Genomic DNA, 21,617 nt, shown 5'->3' with positions numbered 1-21,617 from the left:
AGATTAGGGGATAAGCTTATACGAGGTGGAGATCAACGTCCCTTTAGGTTTTCCTTTTTTTCGGATATCTGATGAGTATAGCGATGATTCCACAGATACCTATGAGAAGAGGATAGAAGGCATATTGCATAATGCTTACTGGCGATATTTCCGCTACACTTGCGGCTGCCAAAAATTGTGCCCCGTATGGTAGTAGGCCTTGAACAGTACATGCGAAAATATCTAATATACTTGCAGACTTCCGTGGTTCAATCTCATACTGATTCGCTATGTTTTTGGCAAGCGGGCCGGCGATTAAAATAGCAATCGTATTATTAGCAGTAGATAAATTAGTTAAGCCTACAAGACCAGCAATGCTAAATTCAGCCCCTTTACTCGATCTTATCCTTCCTGTCACAAGATGAAGTAGAAAGTCAACCCCGCCATTAAATTTAATAACCTCTACCATTCCAGCTATTAATATGGCAAGAAAGGCGATTTCATACATGCCTGCCATTCCTTCGCCAATTTTTTGCAAAAAGCTCATGACATGATAGCTACCATCCGCTAAGCCAACAGCTCCGGAAAGAACAATCCCTAATGCTAGAACAAGGAAAACATTTATACCTACTAACGCAAATATAATAACCAAAATATAGGGAATGATTTTTATCCAATTATAGTTTACATACTCAACTTGTGCCGTTTCCCCTATTGTCATAGTCCCTAAAAGAATGCATGTTACAATAGCTGCCGGTAACACAATCCAAAAATTCACCTTAAATTTATCTTTCATTTGGGCGCCTTGTGAACGGGTCGCGGTAATAGTTGTATCGGAAATAAAGGATAGATTATCACCAAACATGGAACCGCCAATAATTGCTGCCATTACAAAAGCCATCGAAAGCTCGGTTTGCTCGCTTATTCCAACTCCAACAGGTGCCAGTGCAACAATCGTTCCCACGGAAGTACCCATGGATAGGGAGATAAAGCAGGCAATAATGAACAAGCCAACGACAAGCAGATTTGGCGGAACGACCGATAATGCAAAGTTAACAGTAGAGTCCACCGCACCCATCCCTTTTGCAACTGCTGAGAAGGCCCCAGCTAAGAGAAAAATAACAACCATCAGCATGACATTTACATTTCCGGCGCCGTGGCAAAAAATATCGACCTTTCGTGCAAATGTTTCTTTTCGATTCATTGCCAAAGCCACAGCACCCGAAATGGCAATGGCTACAATGACGGGAAAGGCATAAAAATCACCTGTAATAACCCCTGAACCAATAAATAAAATCAAAAAAACTACAAATGGGATCAGTGCCCATGGATTTCCTTTCCTCATTGTTTACCTCCATAAATAAAACGAGACACGTTTTTTTCTATCTAGATATATAAAACGAATAAGTCTTTGCTCGTTAAATTTGGCAAAGGACTTTAATCACTAAATATCTTTGTCAAAATCTCAATTGAACCTCTATCTTTCTTATAAGAAGCTAAAATCTAGTTTTTGTCACATTAATATAGAGTACATGATTTTTATTCCGTTATCAACGTTATCAACAAAATTTTTATCCAGGTTAAGGGGCAGCATCTCAACTCAAAAATGGAGGAAAACGAATCATTTAAGGAGGGGGGATGAAGGAACCTTGATTGATTGAAAATTTACTTTATTTTTTCACCTTTTCCGTTAATTGGTTAAAGAAGTATCAGAAATAATCCCAGCTTCCACATTTTACAAACAGAACTACTAATCCCTAAATAGACTATTGTTCCTATAAACGTTAAACTAATAGTAAAGAAAACTATTTTTTATTACGGCTAGGCTGGTGAGATTATGTATAAGCGTGTCAAAGAGGCTACGTATTTAACCGCTGAAAAAGCTTGGAGTTATCGTGCTATTTTACGCTATTTTTATATTCAACATGAGAGAATGAAAGAATTCCTGTTCCCGGAAGAAATTTATGCCCATTTAACTCAATTTAGTGAATTTAAAGATTATACGATGGAGGCATTACATATAGATTTAGATACACTAGTTAAATGGGGTAACCTGATTGCAAGGCAGGAGATAGGTAAATCAAGAACTGTGGAAGAGTTTAAGAAGAAACGATTTCGTTACCAATGTACTCCTTATACGGTTGAATTTGAACGTATGATGGTGCAAATGGAAAATATGGGGGAAACATTTGGGGGGTCTCTAGAGCGGTCGCAGTTTGAACGTTTATATCAATCTCTCCTCAAGATGGAACGGATTATGTTAGGAATAGAAATAGAAGATGATGAAGAATGCGCACAATTATGGGATGATGTACTCAACTATTTTCGACAAATAACAAGGAATACATCTGACTACATTGCTTATATAAATAGTGAGGAAGTTGAGGATAGGATGCAAACCGAAGCATTTCTAGTTTATAAAGATCAATTTACCGCTTATTTAAGAGATTTTATTATTGCTTTACAAGGGACAGCGTTGCAAATTCAGGATTTATTATTAGGGATCACTCAAGAGAATCTACACGGATTTTTTAAAAGAGTGATTGCTCGTAGTGAACAAATATTCCGTTTAGAAGATAAGGAAGATGCTAATCTGTATGAGGAATATCATGAAAAATGGTTCAGTATAAAAGCATGGTTTTTAGGTGATAAGCATGGTGGGAGTGAGTATGAGATGCTGCAACAACGAACAAATGAATCGATACGGCGTATTACTAGAGTAGTTCAGCGATTGGGCGAGAGACATCTACATTTTCATAGTAGGAAGAAGGACTATCTTCATCTTGCTAAGTGGTTTGACTCAATGGAATCGATTGAAGATGCACATGAACTTTCATCCGCAGCATTTGGTGTGTTCCATACTCGTCACTTATACATCGACCATTTTCCAACTGAGGATATTTATGTGGATGTATGGGACGAACAACCAATGGAGCATGAAACGAAGCCGATAACGAGGAATTATCGGGAAAAAACAAGACCTGGGGCTATAACTAGCAACCAAAAAAGAAAAGAAGAAATGAAGCAGTTTTATTTAGAGGAAAGGCAACGCGAAAAGAAGCTTATGGAAAAATATGTTCATGGGAATGAAATAAGGGTAGAAGATTTGCCAGTGGTAGAAGCTCATGTACGGAAAATATTGCTCTCTTGGATAGGGAAAGCGATGGCTAGGAAGGATCGAACGATTAAAACAGAGTTTGGGACAAAGGTGCGGGTTATTCTGCATGAGGAGATAGTAACTCTAAGATCAGAGGATGGTAGCTTAGAAATGCCGAAAGCTGTTTTTCAGTTTGTCGCAAGTTAAGAAGAGGAGGTAATCATATGAGCGAGCAAACAGGCTTTGATGAGAAAACGCAGGAAGCCTTAGGTCTTTTATTTGAACAGTTCTGGATACTACGTGCAGAAGAACCCGTGGCATATCAATTGATTCGAGAACGGGAAAAAGGCTTAAAGAGCTATGTTTCGGAAAAGTTTGGGTTTGATCTAATTATCCATCAACATTTTATTAAACTGGAAAAAATCCCAGTTGACCCCAAGCCATGGATGGGGATTCAGGATTTTACGACTCCTAGGGATTATGCCATTTTTTGTTGTGGATTAGCCTTTACGGAACGTCGATCAGTGGATGAACAATTTCTTCTGTCTGATATTACGGAGGACATAGAAGATATGTATCCGGGAGAATTTCCATTAGATTGGACAAACTATCAGCATCGGAAGTCTCTCGTTCGAGTATTAAAGAAAATGGTTGATCTACATATTATTAAAGCGGTAGATGGAGACATTGACATGTTTGCTAGTAATGAGGAACAAGAGGTATTGTATGAAGTTACCGTATATGCGCGGTATTTCATGCGGTCTTATCCGGATGACTTGTTCCGATATCAAACAGCAAGGGAAATTCTCGATAGTGAGTGGGAGAGGCACCAGGCGGATACAAGGAGAAAAAGAGTTTATCGAAAACTGATGTTTTCTCCAGTCGTGTACCGGGAGAATGAAGAGGATGATGATTTTGCATATATTCGAAATTATCGTAACCGGCTGCGTGATGATTTGGAAGGACATACACCATTCAAATTAGAGGTATTTAAAAATGCTGCTTTCCTTGTACTACCAGAAAGAAAACAACGGTATACCTTATTCCCTGACCAGAAGGCCATTATGAATATTGCACTCCATTTTCAAGCCTACATTCGAGAGCATATCGAACAATTTTCTATTAATTCAATGGGCGAAATAAAACTAACTTCAGCAGAATTTGTACAATTAGTAGAAACGATAAAGCGGTTGTATGGGCATGGATGGAGTAAAAAATATCGTGATATGTCACACATGAATGTTGCAGAAGAACTGCTACAATTATACTTAGAATGGGAAATGGTCGGTATTGAGAAGGATACGGGTATGTATAATTTAAAATCAGCTATTGCTCGTATGATTGGATATTATCCAGAAGATTATGTAGTGGAGGTGAGTGGAAAGCATGAATAAATGGAAAATGAATCGGGCAGGGCTATTAAACTTTTGGTACTATGATGAGGAAATTTTTTCATTTGCAGATGGTAAGCTATTACTCCGAGGAAGTAATGGTTCAGGAAAATCTGTAACAATGCAAAGTTTTTTACCGGTTTTACTTGATGGTAAAACGTCTCCTGATAGATTAGATCCATTTGGCTCGAAAGCAAGAAGGATGGAAGACTATTTATTGGGCGAAAAGGATATTGTTAATCGGGATGAGCGGACAGGTTATTTATTCATGGAATTTAAACGGCAAGGAACGGAACAATATATGACGATTGGTATCGGATTGCAAGCAAAGCGCAATAAGCAAATGAAGTTTTGGGGTTTTGTCTTTACAGATAATCGGAGAATAGGGATGGACCTCGAACTCTATAAATCTGAAAATAATGCCGGTATAAAACAGAAAATCCCTTTGTCAAGAGTGGAGCTTGAGAATTTAATTGGTGAAGGTGGTCATGTCGTTCAGACAAAATCAGAGTATATGAAGTTAGTAAATAAGTATTTATTTGGATTTGAAACCATTGAAGCTTATGAAGATTTAATTAAGTTACTAATCCAGCTAAGAAGTCCCAAACTATCAAAGGATTTTCGACCAACAGTCATCTATGAAATCTTAGAAGCTGCCCTGCCCCCTTTATCTGATGAGGATCTTCGACATCTTTCTGATACGATTGAACAAATGGATCAGACCAAGCAACAGATAGAGCAGTTACAAAGGGAATCAGAAGCATTACAAAATCTAAATAAAGTCTATCATACCTATAATCAACGAATTTTAGTGGACCAAGCCAGTGAATTTCTTGCCTCAAGTAAACGTTTGGCCAAAGAACAACGTGCATATAAGGAGAAGACGGAAGAAATTGCTCGACTGAAAGAGGAAATTACGCAATTAAGCAATGACATTAAAAATTTAGAATTAAAACAAGTGACGAATAGAAAGCAAGAGGAACGGTTAAAAGCTCATAGGGTTTGGAATTTAGAAAAAGAATTACGTGAAGAGGAAATAAAACTTCAGAACGATACTCAAGTATATCAGCGTAAAGATAAGCAATTACAGGATCGGAAGCGTAAAGAAACCAGTTTAATGCAAGATATGAACCAACTGGAAGAAGAAATCGGAAAACGAGAAGTAGAGATAGAAGATATCTTTATTGATATGGCCAATGATGCGGAGGAATCATCTTTTCTTGAATCTCATAATATAAATAAACAAGACTTTGAGCGCCAACAAAGGGATACTTTTAATTTCAGTGTCTGGATGAAGGAAACGAGTAAGCATTTATCCGATTTGGAAGAAATAGAAGAAGACTTGAGAGACTATGAGAACATAAAAGAAAAATATCAAGTAAAAGATAAGGAACTAGCAGATGAAAATAAAAAGCTAGATGAATGGACGTACCAAGAACAGGAATGGACACGCTTATTTGAAGAAGATAAAGAGCAAAAATTGAATGAAATCTATACGTGGCTTGGAGATAACTCGTGGCTAAAAGTGGGGGATGAGGTGCTGCAAGAAACCTCACGCTCTATTCATTCATTGTATGAGCCTATTCCTTTTGATAACGTAGTATCCCCATTTAGACAGGCTATTTTCCAATATAAACAAACACAAGGGGAACAATTAAACCGATTAAACTTTAATCTTAAGCAGTTAAAGGAAAAGTTAGAGGAAAAAGAAAATGACTTGAAGGTTTGGAGAGAGAAAAAGGATCCTGAACCAGAGACAGATCCGTTAACAAAAGAGACCAGACAAAAGCTAAAAGCAAACGGAATTGCACATATACCTTTCTATGCAGCCGTGGAATTTCAGGACCATGTGGATCAAGAAGTTCGAAAACGGTTGGAAGCAGCCTTAATGGATAGTAGAATATTGGATGCTTTAATTACAGAGAAGGATTGGAACATCGAGCATGATCGAATTTTATGCCCTAATCCGAATATGATGGCCCATACGTTAGCAGATTATCTAAAACCCGATCTAGATGCAGACAGTAATCTACCGGAAAGCTTAATAGATGAGGTATTAAGAAGTATTACGATAGAGGGGGATGGTGATTCTACAGCTTCTGTAAGTGAACAAGGTATGTACCAAATTGGTCTATTAAAAGGACATGCAATACCAGTAACGGATGTTCGATATATCGGTCGTAATGCGAGGAAGCGATTTAGAGAAGAACAAATTCAACGTATTCAACATGAGATCAATGCCTTAAATGAAGATAAACAATTGCTAGTTAGTCAAATAGAAGATGTCGAAGCAACGATTGCTCAGGCAATGAATCGCTTAGAGCAGTTTCCAAATGATAAAGATTTACAGGAGAGTTTTCGTCAGATTAAAGATGCCCGACTAAAAATAGAGCATTACAAAGAGCAGATAAACAAATTATCGAGGGAATTAAAGAATATCTATCGTGAATACACAACAGTAAAGCATCGGATTGATGAAAAAGCGAGAAATTATAATTTAGAACTAACTTTTACATCCTATCAAACAGCCATTTCTGTCATGAAACGATATGAAAAAGACCTATCCAATTTGGAGAAACGACATATTCAATATGTGAATGAGTTACAACGTAGAAAGGATATACAGGCTCGATTGAAAGAATTGGAGCAAGAAATAATCGAAATGCAAGGGGAACTCAATAGTACCGAAGACCTGATGAAAGGTTTAAAACAAAATATAGAGCAAGTTAAACAGCAATTGGACCAGCAAGGTGTTGCAGATATCCGTAAACAAATAGTTGACTTACAGCAAAATATCGTTGAAATTGATCACGCGCTAACTGAAAAAAATAGGACTCTACCAAGTAAAGAGACTAAGATGGAGCATGTGGAAGAACATATCGAAACAAAAAGGAAGCTAGTTGGCTTTTGGACGAACATGAAGGAAACATGGGAATATTCGTTCAAACAAGAGCTCAATCGAGGATTTATTGATTATGATATGGAGCAAAGTACGGATACAATTGCCGGAGATGTTATGAAGGATCTTGGCCATTTACTCAAAGAAACCGACCGAGGTAAACTCGCATCCCAGCTATCACAGACCTTCTTTAAACAAATAGGTGATTTAATGGAGCATCGACCTAATCTATATGATGCCCCATTTCAAACGCCAGAATGGATAAAAGAGGTTGTGGAGGAGGAACAGACTCCACATATCGAACAATGGAAACAAAAGATGCGCCGTCAACTCATTGAGCTAAACTATCTAGGGAAGCAGGTAAATCCTTATACAGTTGGGCAGCAGATTGAACTGCAGCACGCGCAACAGGAAAGCTTCTTGAATGAACAGGATCAGGCCTTGTATGAAGAGATTTTATTTAATTCCGTTGGGCAAAAACTACGTGCTAGAATTCGGAGAGCGGAACAGTGGGTGACTAAAATGAAACATTTAATGGAGACGCGAAATACATCATCAGGTCTAACGTTCTCCATCAAATGGAAACCCCGTACAGCTGATTCGGAAACGGAAATGGATACCGTTGATTTGGTTCATTTGTTACGACAAGACCCTAAATTGCTTAAGGAAGAGGATTTAGAGAAAATTACCGTTCACTTCCGTTCTAAAATTGCGAGGGCGAAGGAAATGATTGGGGAAAGTAGTGAATTACAAACCCTACTTCAAGTCTTAAAAGAAGTTCTTGATTACCGTAAATGGTTTTCCTTTGTTCTGTACTTCCAAAGAGAAGGAGAAAAGAAACGAGAGCTGAATAATAATCAATTCTATAAATTTAGTGGTGGCGAGAAAGCGATGGCGATGTATATCCCACTATTTACTGCATGCTATTCTCGTTATTTAGAAGCTGACCCAGAAGCACCTTATATTATTTCATTAGATGAAGCCTTTGCTGGTGTCGATGAAAATAATATTCGAGAAATGTTTGAGATAGTGGAACAATTAGGGTTTAATTACATTATGAACTCTCAAGTACTTTGGGGGGATTATGACACGATCAACGAATTATCCATTAGTGAACTAGTCCGACCCAAAAATGCAGATTTTGTCAGTGTCATCAGTTACCATTGGGATGGCAATCAAATGAATCTGGAAGTTCCAGTAGAAAAAGACGAAGATGAAACATTGGTATGAAGGTGAAACAATGATAAAGGAAGCATTAGCATATTTTAGCGATGATACAAGTTATCATCGTCTATTTTCTCTCTTCAAGAAGAAATACGAATCCCTTGGCCGGATAGGTGGTACAGTGAAAGTTGATCATTTTACGGTGGAGGAGTTAGTGGCTATCGCACGCTTTTTTGGATTAACGGTCACAGAGTTGCGACAAAAAGGAAAAATCTCTTTGGAGGGCTTTGACAAACAATTACAATCTACTAAATTTGTTGGAGTCAATCTAAAGACATTACTAGAGGCATATTTTAACGAGCCACTCTACTCTAAAATGGAAAAGAAGCAGTTAAAAGCTAGTCAGCAAAAACAATGGTTGGATAAGATGGAGAGTGATTATCCAGCTCTTGCTTTTTGGATCAATTATATACGGAGAAAAACACCAGATACCTATTGGATTTATCGCATGATGGAGGAGTCTTTTGATCAATTTCTCAAGAAAGTACGTCATCTGGAACAGGCTTATAATCATTTACCAATCCAATTCGAACGATTACCGTTATTTAGCCAGCGTATTACCCGAGACCCTCACGCATTTGATCTAAATACGAATACAGGAAGATTATGGGTTCATTTACTTGCTGTCAATTATTACAATAGTAAATCAGTTATTGTTCCAACGGATAGTGAAGGGATTAATGATTTATTACTAGCTTATCGAATTTTACGTGATGACATAACCAATTATGTGACTTGTGTGAATTTGGTAGCAGAGACAGAAAAGGGAATACACTCTATGTGGGAATCCGCAGCAGAAACACACAGTGTCATGAACACCCCACTAAGGGAACTAATCCCACTAGAAAGAATCTATCCATTAAATAAACATAAATCTGTTTGGATTGTGGAGAATTCGGGCGTTTATTCCAGTATCTTAGACAAACTACCAGAAGTTCCTTTAATTTGTACACATGGGCAATTTAAGTTAGCATCCCTGTTATTGATTGATTTGTTGGTAAAGGATGGCTGTACGCTCTATTATGCTGGTGACCTTGATCCAGAGGGAATCGGTATGGCAGATAGATTATTAAGGAGACACCCGGAACATGTTCAACTTTGGCATATGGATGTTTCCTCCTACCATAAATGTGAATCACAGATAGAGGTATCTGCTGGGAGATTAAATAAATTGGATGCTGTCGAAGCACCAGGATTAGTAGGGGTGGCCCAGGAATTGAAAAAGAGAAAAAGAGCAGGTTATCAGGAAGCATTAGTTGATGAGATGGTACTCGAATTAGAAAGAAAAATAAAAAGCAGTTAGCTGGATTACGAAAAGACAGGTTAAATAAACCGTTACAGGAAGTATTTTTAAGGATGGTGTTATTCCCAATTTATTGATACGGAAGAGGAATTCAGCCATATATGTATGAAGTCTTTTCTTCCCTGTTGGGTAGGTATTCACGCACATCCATGAAGTAATCAAAGAAAGAAAACAACAAGAAGGATGGAAAGTAAAACGAGAGGATTGGAAAACAGTGCAATACAAATGGGACGGTTCAGATGCGTTGATGCAAAAGAATCGCCCCTCTAAAAATTATTTTCGTTTTGAGCGTCTTTTTCCTAATTCCTCTGATATCTCTGTTTGATATTGAAGATTTCTGGATCTTGGATTTCTCTCTTCGTTAAGTAAGATATTGTTTGCTAAATAGCGATGAAAGAATAATTCAAACAAACTTACACCTAATGCTGCAGGCAAAGAAGCAGTAAATGCGTTAACATCAAAAGTCATCCCATTTAAAAACCAATAAATAAGTATCCAAGCTAATCCAAAGTCAGCAGTTGTTGCTACCGCGTTATTTGTTCTTGGTAATATAAGCATGTCTCCGATAACATAAGCTACTACTCCCAAGACAGCGGATAAAATTAGAACCTCGCCGAAGGTCATCTCATACATTACACCGAGAATTATATATAGAAGAGCTAGAGACCCTATAAACTTAATAAGTAAAGCTTTAACATGTTTCATGTGTTAACCTCCTTTATAATCATATTGTTTATAGCTTACAATGAAATATTCGTTTATATAGATACCTGTTTTGGAATTTATTGGGATTCTCCCCACAAATTGGCTGGTTGGAAATAATTAAATTCATGTTATGATATCTTTCTATATATTAATAGAAGGAGGATGCCGCATGGCAAAAAAATCATTAGTTGTAAAACAGCAAAAGCCACAAAAATTCGCTGTTCGCGAATATAGCCGTTGTAATCATTGCGGCAGACCACATAGTGTATTGAAGAAATTTCAATTATGCCGAATCTGCCTTCGCGATTTTGCATACAAAGGTCAAATACCTGGACTGAAAAAAGCAAGTTGGTAAACTGAGTTTATTCTATTTTTCCTTAAATGGGAGTTATCTAAAAATATTCTAAAAAGCCTTGAATTTTATTCAAGGCTTTTTAGTGATTCTTATTTAGATTGTATCGAGAGTTATTATTGTCTACTTGCATTAATCAAACTAAATCTCACCAAAATGGTTATTTTTATAAAAATAATCTATAATGTTAAAGACAAAGGGTGGTCAGCTAAATGGATTTATCAGAGGTAATTCTAAGAATAGTGGTTGTGATAAGCCAAAGGTCTTCCCGATACCAACAGAAGTTATATCCGATGGGAATATTCTCAGTATGAACTTGGAAAAATTGATAAAAATTAGATTAGACAACAATTAAAACAACAAAATATTAATTCAGTTTCGGAAGTGTTTTTTGCACAAATTCAAATATAAGGAATGTTATTTGCGGATAGTAAGGACAAGGGGTTAAACGCTTAAAATGCAACTTATTATCACGTGATAACTGGCTGTAAGACCCTTACGAGAAAAATTCGCGATATCTCAGAATTATAAGTGGGGGTCGGGCAGCCAGTAAACACCTGATTCGTTCATCTAACAATCAGTGGAGGATGGAAGAAAAAACTCCCACTAATTGAAGATTCACTTTATATTTTAATACCCATAGTCCCAGTCAATCGTATTATCATACCAAACGACCTTACTAATGGGTTCAAAGTTAACATTTTTGCCATTAATAGTACATTGTTTATGCTTCGAATCTTCCTGACCAACTAACTCTTCATACACGCGATGCTCCACGTTTTCCAATACTGTAACAGAGTAATCCCTGTTGATTAATAATGCTGTGCCTGTCATTAGCTCGCACCTTCCTTGGAAGATATTTTAAATTCAATTACAGTATAACGCTATTTCATCGTTTGAAAATACCTTACTGGGATTTTTTACAAATTATTCATATATATGTTTTGGAATTGTAACAATTTACTAAGGAATGCCCCATATATATCCACGTCAACGATTCTTTATTCCCTTATGTTTATTCAAGACAGTAGCGGGAATAGATTACTAGTAACGATAAATTAAAAATCTTTAAGCAATGCAGGAAAGTAAAATACAATCAGGAACAGGAGGATTTAGATGAGTAATATACTTTTTACTTCCGCTGCAACAGCAAAGAATGGACGAGATGGTCATGTGAAATCAGATGATGGAATAATCAATCTAAATCTAGTTCATCCAGCTGGAAATGAAACAGGAGCAGGTTCGAATCCAGAGCAATTATTTGCTGCTGGCTATGCAGCTTGCTATGATGGTGCCTTAAATTATATAGCTAAAGAGAAAATGACACCAATTATTTCGGAAACAACTGCTGAAGTAAGCTTCCTAAAAGATGAGTTTGATGATGGTTTTAAAATTGGAGTTGCGCTAACTATCAAAATCGAAGGAGTAAGCCCAGAAGAGGCGGAGGAATTAGCAGAAGAAGCCCATCAACTTTGTCCGTATTCCAAAGCGACAAGAGAAAATATAGAAGTGGTTTTAAAACCTAGAGTAGGGAAGAGTGAACCATCCTAATGATATAAGAGGTCGGCGAAAAAAGTTCGTTCATCGAATATGAGTCGATCACAGCGAATCATCTGAAACAGGGGTCACATCCTAAATTTCTCGTTTCATTCATGATTGGACCGTTTTTATGTAGGACAAGAAGGGTAAGTTTCACCGATTTATCCCATCTTAGCAGTGTCCCGAGTTGCCTGTCTCCGCGACTCACTGTTATCCTAGTATATAGCGTTTGTCCACTTTTAGAATAAAATTTCTATCATATTAAATGGGAGATAGATGGTTGTACTGCATTCGTTGGTTTTATTTGGATAAACAGGAATGTTTCATTTTTCGAAACAAAAGACTGCAGAACATTGCAGTCTTTTTTATCTATTAATAGTAAATACAGATGCTGATAAATTCTGGTATTATATAGATAATAATGAGAGAAAATAATAGTAAAGAAGGAATAGAATGTATGACAAACAACAATCAATGGGGTTGCTTCCCTCTATTATTAAGCAAGCAGTACAAGTAAATAAGAAACCATTTCCTTGGTTAAAAGCATTTAGTGCGGGGGTAGCAGCCGCACTGCCTGTTTTGATTGGATTAGCTTTTGGTCATTTACAATATGGTTTAATAGCAGCATTAGGAGGCTTTACCTATTTATATGTTTTTAATATCCCGTATGCGCAGCGGGCAAAGAAAATATTTTCTGTCGTTCTTGGACTAACCTTAGTTACCTATTTGGGAACGATTAGTGCACCATATCCACTAGCTGTTGCCATTTTGATGGGAATTATAGGAGCAGTAGTCGTTTTTGTTTTCGGAGCTTTAAAAATAGCCGGTCCTTCTGCCATCTTTTTTGTATTGGTTTTTTCCATGTCAACAGGAATGCCAATCAATCCGGATGAAGCCTTTTTAAGAGCAGGATTAGTATTTCTTAGTGGTTGTTTATCATGGGTCATTTCCATGATTGGGTGGTTTTTTGATCCACATGGTCCAGAAACTGGTGTTGTGACAAGAGTTTATTTGCAATTAGCAGAACTACTGGATTCTGTTGGGACCAATCGATTCACGGAAGCCAAGCATAAAGTGATGGAAGTTTTAAATGAATCAGAAGAGACTCTTTCAGCGGGATATATTTCGTGGCGAACAACCGACACGTTCAATCGATTATATCGATTGAATATGTATGCAAATGAGTTGTTTGTGATGATTGTAGAAAACTTTTCATATGAAGATGCTACACTGCCGAAAGAATTAGGAGAGACTACTCGAAAGCTTGCAAATTCCTTAAGCAACCGTGATAAGCGGGAAGGGACAAGAATATTACAGCCTGAAGCGATGGATAGCCGGGTAAGTAAGCTGTTTTCCACCATCTACCATGCAGATGCCATCCTTAATGAACCAATTAGTAAAGTGAAAAATTCCATTCAATTTGATAAGGTTTCCCTAAAGACCATCTTCATGGGAGCATTTGATAAAAATTCAATTGTGCTTATTTCCTCCATACGCTTTGGAGTGGTCACGATTATTGCTGCGATTATTGCCTATCAATTTGAATTTGCTCGTTCCTATTGGGTACCGTTATCCTGTGTAGCGGTGATGTCGGGGGCGACGATTGTGGCAACATTTCATCGCGCGATTCAACGGTTTTTAGGTACAATCATTGGTATAGTTATTGCGAGCTTCATTCTGTTATTAAATCCATCTGGTTTTGTAATTGCGTTGTTTATTTTACTTTTGACCTTTATAACCGAGTTGTTCATTGTGAAAAATTATGGTTTGGCAGCACTTTTCTTTACGCCAAATGCATTGTTAATGGCTGAAAGTACAAGCCAGGGTGTGTTTAGTTTCTCTTATTTTGCACAAGCACGCTTCATTGACATCGTAATCGGAAGTGCGATTGGTTTATTAGGGGTTTATGTGGTTGGAAGAAAATCTGCTTCTAGTAGGGTTCCGCATTTACTGAGCAAAACACTACGAAGCCAAGCCCAGTTTCTCATGGTGCTTTTTTCAGATCAGGGAGAAGGGTTTAATGCAAGGAAAAGTCAAGAGAGAATTAAGATGAGGACAAATTTAAATAATTTACAAACCTTATATAATACTGCCTCTGGAGAAATTCCGGCTAATCGTAAGGTACTAGATTATTACTGGCCTGTGTTATTTCGGGTGGTTCAATTAGGATATTTATTAGAAAAATGCTCAAAGGAATCGAATAGGCCGACCCTTTCCGATGAAAAATTAGCACAACTCTTATTTGCATTTGAAACAATGGCAAATGCTACAACACGAAATGTTACATCAAAGCAGCGAGTAATACCAGAAATAGACGACTATCCTAGTATACAGAAGGAAATTCAATCTCTTCAAAAAGAACTTGGGAAATCGCGTATGTAATGTACAAAAGCGAATCGTCGTCCAGTTCAACGACTCTGTTTAAATGTTATAAAGCAACAAGAGACATTTTGAGAAAGATTCGTTAACAGAAAATATAGGCCATTTAGTTGTAGAAGCGTTATAGTTTCATTGTAAACATAAAGTGGATATTCTTTCTAACAAGGGTATCCACTTTATGTAATTGCTACATTTATCCGTAATTACTTATTAAAAACCCGCGTAAGTAGACTAGGAAACTGAGTATTCAACTGATTTCAATGCGCCAATCCGTGGAACTAGTTGTTGCTGCCTTTGACCTTCATTGTTTGTCCACGCTTAATCCTCTTTTAACCTCACAGGGTAAGTCCAGAAATGGTTGAATATCTTGTACATATTCTAAGATTCCTAAGTACTCTCCGTCTTCATCGAACACACCTTTATACGTAACATGAATATATTGATCTTTCTTTTTAAACCACATCGTTTCTGATGACCGCTTCTTTGTCTTAAGGTCACGGATGACTTGCATAACTTTCTGCAAACTCTTAGGAGGATGACAATTTGCGACATTTCGGCCAATCGAAATGGGTGTACGTATAAACATCATCTTTGATGATTCCACGATTTCATTGAAATATTTGAAGATCCCATTTTTATCCACGAACGTTATTTCAAGTGGCAGGTTGTTCAGAATATGGTTGGCTTCTTTAAGGGTTAAGTAACCCCCACCAAATCGCAAATGTTCTTTATTCGTTGTGTTCGTTGTCTTTACTTGATCATCCGTAGATAACTTGTTTTCAGGGATCCAATCTTCATCAGGTTCATTAATGGCAAATCCAAATGCTTTACTTTCCTTTGCGATGGCACTCCAGTCAGCTTCTTTAAAAATGGACTGGGCGATAGGTAATAAGAAGTATTCTTCTTGCTGAATCATGTCATGACATGCCTTTTCTAAATCTTGATAAGCTTGTTTGACGTATGGAAAATCGATGTGCGGAATTTTCTCCATTATTCTTTTGGCCCCTTTATATAACGTGCGAATGCGATCATCATCAGCCCACATCGTACGAGTCGGGGTATAAATACGATAACGCTCTAGTATAGGGAAAAAGAGTTTTTCTTTACGATTGTAATGACTGTACATTTGCCCTAATTGGTTCATGTCATCAATAAGTGGATCTGTCGGGTGTTGTGAATCTTTTTCAATAGCTTTGAGTAGGCAATTTATTCGTGTTAATAGACGCTCAAATACCCGGTTTTCCTCATTAAAGATTTGAATAGGATGACTTGGATGTTGCGATTTTGTAACAAGGATGTTTTGTAACGATTGACCGTATAGGGAATGATAGATGTCAAAAAACTTCTTAATCTCTTTCATTGTAATGCCATTATCTGCAGCTTTTAATTCTTGCAAAATCAATAAAATGTCTACAGTATCTGAGTACTGAATATGCTGATCAACATCCTCTTGAACGTTCTTTTCGGACTCCCCATGAAGTAATCGGAGTAATAAATCTTTTACCTTATTTATTTGTTTGATATCTAAGTGTGCTTGAACCATTTTTTAGCCTCCATATGATGCTCTTTTTAAGGGCTGTTAAGCGGAGCAATAGGGAACAATTTCTTAGTAACTGCCTTTAAAAAACACGATTCCTATTATGTCTTCAACACTTATAGATGGAACCATATTTATTATATCGCATCATTACGGGATAACTCTGTGATATGAGTCACTGATCCCCGGACTTTTACTTTTCTGTATTAGTTGGTAAGAAAATATTTGAGATTAAAGCGATGTCCTTACGTTCTAAACTTAAATATTTTTCTGAAAAAAATAATTGACAAATAACAAGGATGCAAGTAAGATGTGAACAAATAATATTTATCTGAAAATATTGATAAATATTATTTATTAGGAAAACAGGTATAAGGGGGGGATTTTTCCTAATCGAAAAGGAGATGGATGAATGAGAAATAGAAGCGATGAGATTGTAAGCATAATTGGTAGAAAAATAGTTAATGGTGCAATAAAACCAGGTGAAAAACTACCAAAAGTAGAAGATTTAAGTGAGGATTATGGGGTAAGTCGGACGGTGGTACGAGAAGCCCTTCAAGGATTATCCACTCGGAAAATGGTTCGATCCACTAAACGTTCAGGAACAGTAGTCCTGCCAACGAGTGATTGGCAATGGTGGGATTTGGATGTCATGACATGGATTGGTGACAACCAAGGAGGAGATGGAGCGTTCTTTCTTGATTTGACCAATATACGCCTGGGGATTGAGCCAGTAGCGGCTAGGTTAGCAGCAAGAAACGCTTCAGAAGAGGATAAAGAAGGAATCACTATCTGCTTTCAACAACTAAAAGATACGATAAACGATACGAAAAAATGGGCTAAAGCAGATTATAACTTTCATTTACGAATTATCGAAGCCTCGCATAATTCCTTGATGATCAGCTTGCTTAAATTATTACATAAAGGGCTCATTATCAGCAGAGAAAAAAGTATGGAAGCTCTACATGAACATCCTGAATTACAACAGAAAAAACCAACCTTAGAGGTATTAAATAGGCATCATGATTTATACGATGCTATTATGTCCGGTGATGAAGAGAGAGCTAAAACGGTTATGACCGATATGATTTTAAGGGTTCAATTATTATTTGAAAAAACGCTACTAGATCAAAACAAGTAAAAAGTAGGAGGAGAGGCATGATGGGGATGCAAGTTGTTCGATTTGAAAAAAATCACACAGAGAAATGGGGAGTAGTGGAAGAAAATCGAATCAAACTAGTAAAAGGGAATTATCCAACTCTAGCAGACTTTTTAGAGAAAGGACAGGAGGAAGCACAAAGAATATTAGAGGATACAAGTGCTGAGAGCGTTTCATTTGATGATGTTACCTTATTAAGTCCCGTGACGAAACCGGCAAGGATTATTTGCCAGGGGGCTAATTATTCTAGTCATCGTACAGAGTCTGGTATGGAAGCGAATCGTCCACCATTTAATTTGCTATTTAGTAAAGCAGATAGCTCTCTTAGTGGTGCGTATTCCGAAATAATTCGTCCTTCTAATGTTGAATTGCTAGATTATGAGATTGAATTAGGGTTGGTTATCGGTTCGAATATTAATGAAGCTATAGAAGTAACAGATGATAACTTGCATGAATATTTAGCTGGGATTGTTTTAACAAATGATGTTTCAGCACGTGACGTACAGTTCGTTCAAGGTCAGTGGCTTAGAGGAAAAAGCTATCGTACGTTTTGTCCTACAGGGCCAATTCTATACTTACTAGACAAAGAGGAGGTCCCTCGCATCCATGATCTTGAATTAAATCTTTGGGTCAATGATGAGTTACGTCAATCTGCAAGTACGAATCAGTTACTCTATAAACCGGCAGAAACTTTGACAGATGTGTCTCAAGTCATGGATTTATCGAAAGGAGATATGGTTCTATCTGGAACGACGGGTGGAGTTGCGATGAATTTAACTCCTGATTTATTAAAACAAGTGTCAGACCCCACTCAGTCTGTGGAGAGTAAACGAAAAACATTAGTAGAAAATCAGCTGAAAAACGGTAACAAATACCTAAAAGAGGGCGATGTCGTTCGTGCTTCAATCAAGAGTAAGGATGGTAAAATCAATTTAGGAGAACAAAGAAATGTTGTTATTTCTCACTCCTTAGTGACAGCAGAATAATTTTCGTGGTGCTTCTTAAAGCACCTATTTTTATTGCAAGAAATATGCGTTTACAATTTCGCTTCATCGTCTAAGAGCTAAAGTCAAATGGTTGGTTCTTAACCTGTTCCCTTAAACGTTTGAACATTCTAATTTATTTTTATTCAAAAAACCTATTGACGAAAAGTAATTATTTAGTTAAACTATTTTCAAACATTCAAAATCAATGATGGGAAAGAGTAGGTTATAACCCTTGTTCTTCAGAGAGTCGGCGTTTGGTGGGAGTCGATGAACAACTTATTTCTGAAAATCATCCCTGAGGTGCAATGCTGAACAAAGTAAGTATTGACGGTATCCCCCGTTACTGGGAGCATGTATGATTGTACGTGGCAGAGAGTCGTATGCAAATTAACGCATATGAAATATGGGTGGTAACGCGAGCACAAACTCGTCCCTTTTTATAGGGGCGAGTTTTTTGTCTTTTAAAATACTAGTTTCCAGGCGCCGGTAACTAGGTTTAAACTGCTTAAGGTTACTAGTTACTCTCTGTTCCAATCATCTGAGAAATTTACTTTCAACAGGATTAGGAGTGGAAAAAATGAGTAATAAGCAAGTGTTATTTACAGGTTTAATGCTATTTTCGTTATTCTTTGGTGCTGGAAATTTAATTTTTCCGCCACTATTGGGCTTAGAGTCAGGCGGTAATTTTACACCAGCAATGGCTGGTTTCCTTGCAACTGGTGTATTGCTTCCCTTTATTGCGGTACTTGCTGTTGTTACGGTTGATGGAGGATTAGTTACAATCGGTAGTCGTGTCCATAAAGTATTCGGTGTGGTGTTTGCTGTAATCATTTATCTTTCCATCGGTGCATTTTATGCCATCCCACGTGCGGCAAACGTGGCTTTCGAATTAGGTTTCCAGCCGTATTTTGATAATAATGGGGGAGGACCACTTATTCTTTTTACCGTTTTATTTTTCGCTGCGGCATATTATATTTGTCTAAATCCACAAAAATTAGTGGAACGTATAGGCCAATGGCTTACACCAATTCTACTTATTGCGCTTGCAATCCTGTTCATCCGTGCTTTTTATTTATTACAAAATGTAACAGGTCCAGTAACCGCAAAATATGAGGCCAATCCGTTTGTCACGGGGTTCATTGAAGGGTATTTCACGATGGATGCAGTGGCAGCGCTGGCCTTTGGAATTGTTGTCATCAATGCGTTTAAAGACTATGGGATCCAATCGAAAAATGAAAAGATTAAAGGAAGTGTCGGTGCCGGTATTGTTGCCGTATTGGGACTTGCAGCGGTTTACATTTGTTTAGGATGGATTGGAGCTGTTTTGCCACAAGCAGGACAATTCACGAATGGTGCGGAAATCTTAACGACAGCTTCTCAGTTATTGTTTGGAAATACGGGTAGTTTGCTGTTTAGTATCATTGTTATCCTTGCGTGTTTAACGACATGTGTAGGTCTCATCAATGCAAGTGCAAGCTTTTTCCAAGGTTTATATCCGAAATTTAGTTATAAAACATATGTTAGAGTTCTAACTTTCGTCGGATTTGCGATTTCTAGTCTTGGACTAAATGCAATCTTAGATATTGCTGTTCCCATCTTAGTATTTATCTATCCGATTGCGATTGTCCTGATGATGCTATCCCTACTAACTCCTTTTATTGGAAAAGGAAAAACAATGTATCGTGCGTCGATTGCCTTGACCTTTGTTTATGCGCTCTATGATGTGTTAGCAAATCTTGGAGTTAATGTAGATGGTTTTGCACAAGTGATTGGTTTTGTCCCATTCTTTGATTTAGGATTAGGATGGATTGTTCCTGCGGTAGTCGGTGCAACTTCGGGGTACGTGATTGATCGGTTTGTGTTACACGGGCGCGGTCAAGAGGCTATTACATTAAAATAGATTTTTAAAACTATATTATTAAGGCTGTTCTCTAAAAGGAAGAACATCCAAAATAAAAGGGCACTCTCTTCCATCAAGGGGGTAGCCTTTTTAGTATCGTTCCCCAGAAACCCTGTACCATAAAAGATGTCTATCAACTGGTAGATATATGGATGTACACAAACATAAAAAAGGCTAAAGATCACTAGCACCAACTTAATATAAGCAAAAAATTAATGCGTAATGGATCTTTAGCCTTTTTGATCTACTTGACAGAAATACTAGCTCTGACGCTTATACTAATATGTCAGAGAAATGATGGACGATTTAATTTTAGAAGGCAGGAATAGATGCTTTTCCTTCACGGGAATTTAAAAACTCGCGAACGTCTTCGCTCGTCATCGCGTCCGCTAATTGTTGGATCAATTCTGAATCAGCATTATCTTCACGTGCAACTAATGTAATCGCGAATTTATTATCTTCTTTTTCCGTAATGAGGGCATCGTCAGCCGGAGTTAAACCTAAGTTATCCGCGTGGGTAGGGTTAACGATAATGCCATCAAAATCCTCATATAAACGAGTTAATGCAGTAATACCCGCTTGCTCAAAACTAAAGTTGTGTGAGCCTTCTTTAATATCATCTAATCCGTACTGTCCGTCATCAATTTCGTTCAATTCTATTAAATGATGTGAAGCTAACAGGCGTAGGGAACGATCGACGTTGGATGGGTCATTTGCAATACCAATGGTTGCATCTTCAGGAAACTCTTCCACGCTATCGTATTCTTGTGCATAAAGCCCGAAATTAGCATAATAAATAGGCTGAACCTCTGTTAAACTAGCATCTGAGTTTTCGTTGAACTGCTCCATGAATGGGACATGTTGTGAGAAGTTTGCATCAACCTCTTTGTTTGCTAACGCTGCATTTGGTTGAATATAGTCACCCATTTCAACGATCTCTACTTCAATATTTTCTTCAGCGAGATTTTCCTTTGCAATTTCAACAATGTCTAACATAGGGGATTCAACGACTGCAACTCTTATGGTTTGCTCTTTATTTTCGTCATTAGTATTGTCTTCACTTGACTTTTCAGTATTCTCACTGTCGTTGCTGCCGCTACACGCGACTAGCACAGATGCTAGGACCACCATCATGGTCATGAGCCATTTTTTCATCCATGATCTCTC

The 21,617-nt window shown here is 37.5% G+C and carries 16 protein-coding genes and 1 other annotated feature; of the genes, 11 read left to right on the top strand and 5 right to left on the bottom strand.

Translation table 11 applies throughout. From position 1 onward, the window contains the following. Window positions 1-43: 43 nt before the first annotated feature. Window positions 44-1,324, bottom strand: coding sequence for a Na+/H+ antiporter NhaC family protein (locus CAO17_RS07800; RefSeq protein ID WP_085992270.1), 1,281 nt, complete (start codon window positions 1,322-1,324; stop codon window positions 44-46). Between the two features lie 492 nt (window positions 1,325-1,816). Here CAO17_RS07800 and CAO17_RS07795 point away from each other — a divergent pair, with 492 nt between their 5' ends. Genes CAO17_RS07795 through CAO17_RS07780 form a run of 4 tightly spaced genes read left to right on the top strand, consistent with a single transcriptional unit; the run spans window position 1,817 to window position 9,893 of the window. Then, window positions 1,817-3,283 carry a TIGR02677 family protein gene (locus tag CAO17_RS07795; protein ID WP_085992269.1) on the top strand — a complete coding sequence of 489 codons (1,467 nt, stop codon included), beginning with the start codon at window positions 1,817-1,819 and terminating at the stop codon, window positions 3,281-3,283. 17 nt (window positions 3,284-3,300) lie between these two features. Then, window positions 3,301-4,470: a TIGR02678 family protein gene (locus CAO17_RS07790; RefSeq protein ID WP_085992268.1), complete on the top strand. Its 1,170-nt coding sequence runs from the start codon at window positions 3,301-3,303 to the stop codon at window positions 4,468-4,470. Next, a complete protein-coding gene (locus CAO17_RS07785; protein WP_085992267.1) occupies window positions 4,463-8,596 on the top strand; it encodes a TIGR02680 family protein in 4,134 nt (1,377 codons plus the stop codon). Before CAO17_RS07790 ends, CAO17_RS07785 begins: the two co-directional genes overlap by 8 nt. Continuing rightward, entirely contained in the window at window positions 8,580-9,893 is a 1,314-nt protein-coding gene (locus CAO17_RS07780) for a TIGR02679 family protein (protein WP_085992266.1), read from the top strand. The genes CAO17_RS07785 and CAO17_RS07780 overlap by 17 nt, the downstream gene beginning before the upstream one ends. A gap of 273 nt (window positions 9,894-10,166) precedes the next feature. Here the strand turns inward: CAO17_RS07780 and CAO17_RS07775 are convergent, their stop codons facing one another. Then, on the bottom strand, window positions 10,167-10,598 hold the full coding sequence (locus tag CAO17_RS07775; RefSeq protein ID WP_085992265.1) for a YndM family protein: 432 nt from the start codon (window positions 10,596-10,598) through the stop codon (window positions 10,167-10,169). Between the two features lie 169 nt (window positions 10,599-10,767). On the opposite strand from CAO17_RS07775, the gene CAO17_RS07770 reads away from it, so the two are divergent. Both CAO17_RS07770 and CAO17_RS21365 read left to right on the top strand, forming a co-directional pair. Further along, on the top strand, window positions 10,768-10,953 hold the full coding sequence (locus CAO17_RS07770; RefSeq protein WP_085992264.1) for a type Z 30S ribosomal protein S14: 186 nt from the start codon (window positions 10,768-10,770) through the stop codon (window positions 10,951-10,953). 181 nt (window positions 10,954-11,134) lie between these two features. After that, window positions 11,135-11,305 (top strand): hypothetical protein, encoded by a 171-nt coding sequence (locus CAO17_RS21365; RefSeq protein ID WP_218775545.1) that lies wholly within the window; start codon window positions 11,135-11,137, stop codon window positions 11,303-11,305. Window positions 11,306-11,580: 275 nt separating this feature from the next. Here CAO17_RS21365 and CAO17_RS07765 read toward each other — a convergent pair whose 3' ends face one another. Next, window positions 11,581-11,784, bottom strand: a complete 204-nt coding sequence (locus CAO17_RS07765) for a hypothetical protein (RefSeq protein WP_085992263.1) — start codon at window positions 11,782-11,784, stop codon at window positions 11,581-11,583. 282 nt (window positions 11,785-12,066) lie between these two features. Between CAO17_RS07765 and CAO17_RS07760 the strand changes: the two genes are divergently transcribed. After that, window positions 12,067-12,501, top strand: coding sequence for an Ohr family peroxiredoxin (locus tag CAO17_RS07760; RefSeq protein ID WP_085992262.1), 435 nt, complete (start codon window positions 12,067-12,069; stop codon window positions 12,499-12,501). A gap of 441 nt (window positions 12,502-12,942) precedes the next feature. Continuing rightward, entirely contained in the window at window positions 12,943-14,871 is a 1,929-nt protein-coding gene (locus CAO17_RS07755; RefSeq protein WP_085992261.1) for an FUSC family protein, read from the top strand. Window positions 14,872-15,169: 298 nt separating this feature from the next. Here CAO17_RS07755 and CAO17_RS07750 read toward each other — a convergent pair whose 3' ends face one another. Next, window positions 15,170-16,411 carry a DUF438 domain-containing protein gene (locus CAO17_RS07750; protein ID WP_085992260.1) on the bottom strand — a complete coding sequence of 414 codons (1,242 nt, stop codon included), beginning with the start codon at window positions 16,409-16,411 and terminating at the stop codon, window positions 15,170-15,172. Window positions 16,412-16,817: 406 nt separating this feature from the next. Here CAO17_RS07750 and CAO17_RS07745 point away from each other — a divergent pair, with 406 nt between their 5' ends. The 3 genes from CAO17_RS07745 to brnQ all read left to right on the top strand — a co-directional run bounded on the left by CAO17_RS07745 (window position 16,818) and on the right by brnQ (window position 20,450). Further along, complete coding sequence (locus CAO17_RS07745; protein ID WP_085992259.1) at window positions 16,818-17,546, top strand: FadR/GntR family transcriptional regulator; 729 nt, start codon at window positions 16,818-16,820, stop codon at window positions 17,544-17,546. Between the two features lie 20 nt (window positions 17,547-17,566). Then, window positions 17,567-18,550: a fumarylacetoacetate hydrolase family protein gene (locus CAO17_RS07740; RefSeq protein WP_085992258.1), complete on the top strand. Its 984-nt coding sequence runs from the start codon at window positions 17,567-17,569 to the stop codon at window positions 18,548-18,550. A 196-nt stretch (window positions 18,551-18,746) separates the two neighbouring features. Next, window positions 18,747-18,988 (top strand) — a binding site (T-box leader). A gap of 139 nt (window positions 18,989-19,127) precedes the next feature. Continuing rightward, a complete protein-coding gene (gene brnQ, locus CAO17_RS07735) occupies window positions 19,128-20,450 on the top strand; it encodes a branched-chain amino acid transport system II carrier protein (protein WP_085992257.1) in 1,323 nt (440 codons plus the stop codon). Between the two features lie 312 nt (window positions 20,451-20,762). Here the strand turns inward: brnQ and CAO17_RS07730 are convergent, their stop codons facing one another. Beyond that, entirely contained in the window at window positions 20,763-21,605 is an 843-nt protein-coding gene (locus CAO17_RS07730) for a MetQ/NlpA family ABC transporter substrate-binding protein (RefSeq protein ID WP_085992256.1), read from the bottom strand. Between the last annotated feature and the right edge of the window lie 12 nt (window positions 21,606-21,617).

The sequence above is a fragment of the Oceanobacillus senegalensis genome (genome assembly GCF_900176885.1).
GTDB classification, from domain to species: Bacteria; Bacillota; Bacilli; order Bacillales; family Amphibacillaceae; genus Oceanobacillus; species Oceanobacillus senegalensis.
This window is presented reverse-complemented; position numbering and strand designations above follow the sequence as displayed.

Coding starts and splice junctions, on each gene's coding strand:
- CAO17_RS07800 (WP_085992270.1), bottom strand. CDS start 1,324: ATGAGGAAAGGAAATCCATGGGCACTGATCCCATTTGTAGTTTTTTTG.
- CAO17_RS07795 (WP_085992269.1), top strand. CDS start 1,817: ATGTATAAGCGTGTCAAAGAGGCTACGTATTTAACCGCTGAAAAAGCT.
- CAO17_RS07790 (WP_085992268.1), top strand. CDS start 3,301: ATGAGCGAGCAAACAGGCTTTGATGAGAAAACGCAGGAAGCCTTAGGT.
- CAO17_RS07785 (WP_085992267.1), top strand. CDS start 4,463: ATGAATAAATGGAAAATGAATCGGGCAGGGCTATTAAACTTTTGGTAC.
- CAO17_RS07780 (WP_085992266.1), top strand. CDS start 8,580: ATGAAACATTGGTATGAAGGTGAAACAATGATAAAGGAAGCATTAGCA.
- CAO17_RS07775 (WP_085992265.1), bottom strand. CDS start 10,598: ATGAAACATGTTAAAGCTTTACTTATTAAGTTTATAGGGTCTCTAGCT.
- CAO17_RS07770 (WP_085992264.1), top strand. CDS start 10,768: ATGGCAAAAAAATCATTAGTTGTAAAACAGCAAAAGCCACAAAAATTC.
- CAO17_RS21365 (WP_218775545.1), top strand. CDS start 11,135: ATGTTAAAGACAAAGGGTGGTCAGCTAAATGGATTTATCAGAGGTAAT.
- CAO17_RS07765 (WP_085992263.1), bottom strand. CDS start 11,784: ATGACAGGCACAGCATTATTAATCAACAGGGATTACTCTGTTACAGTA.
- CAO17_RS07760 (WP_085992262.1), top strand. CDS start 12,067: ATGAGTAATATACTTTTTACTTCCGCTGCAACAGCAAAGAATGGACGA.
- CAO17_RS07755 (WP_085992261.1), top strand. CDS start 12,943: ATGTATGACAAACAACAATCAATGGGGTTGCTTCCCTCTATTATTAAG.
- CAO17_RS07750 (WP_085992260.1), bottom strand. CDS start 16,411: ATGGTTCAAGCACACTTAGATATCAAACAAATAAATAAGGTAAAAGAT.
- CAO17_RS07745 (WP_085992259.1), top strand. CDS start 16,818: ATGAGAAATAGAAGCGATGAGATTGTAAGCATAATTGGTAGAAAAATA.
- CAO17_RS07740 (WP_085992258.1), top strand. CDS start 17,567: ATGGGGATGCAAGTTGTTCGATTTGAAAAAAATCACACAGAGAAATGG.
- brnQ (WP_085992257.1), top strand. CDS start 19,128: ATGAGTAATAAGCAAGTGTTATTTACAGGTTTAATGCTATTTTCGTTA.
- CAO17_RS07730 (WP_085992256.1), bottom strand. CDS start 21,605: ATGAAAAAATGGCTCATGACCATGATGGTGGTCCTAGCATCTGTGCTA.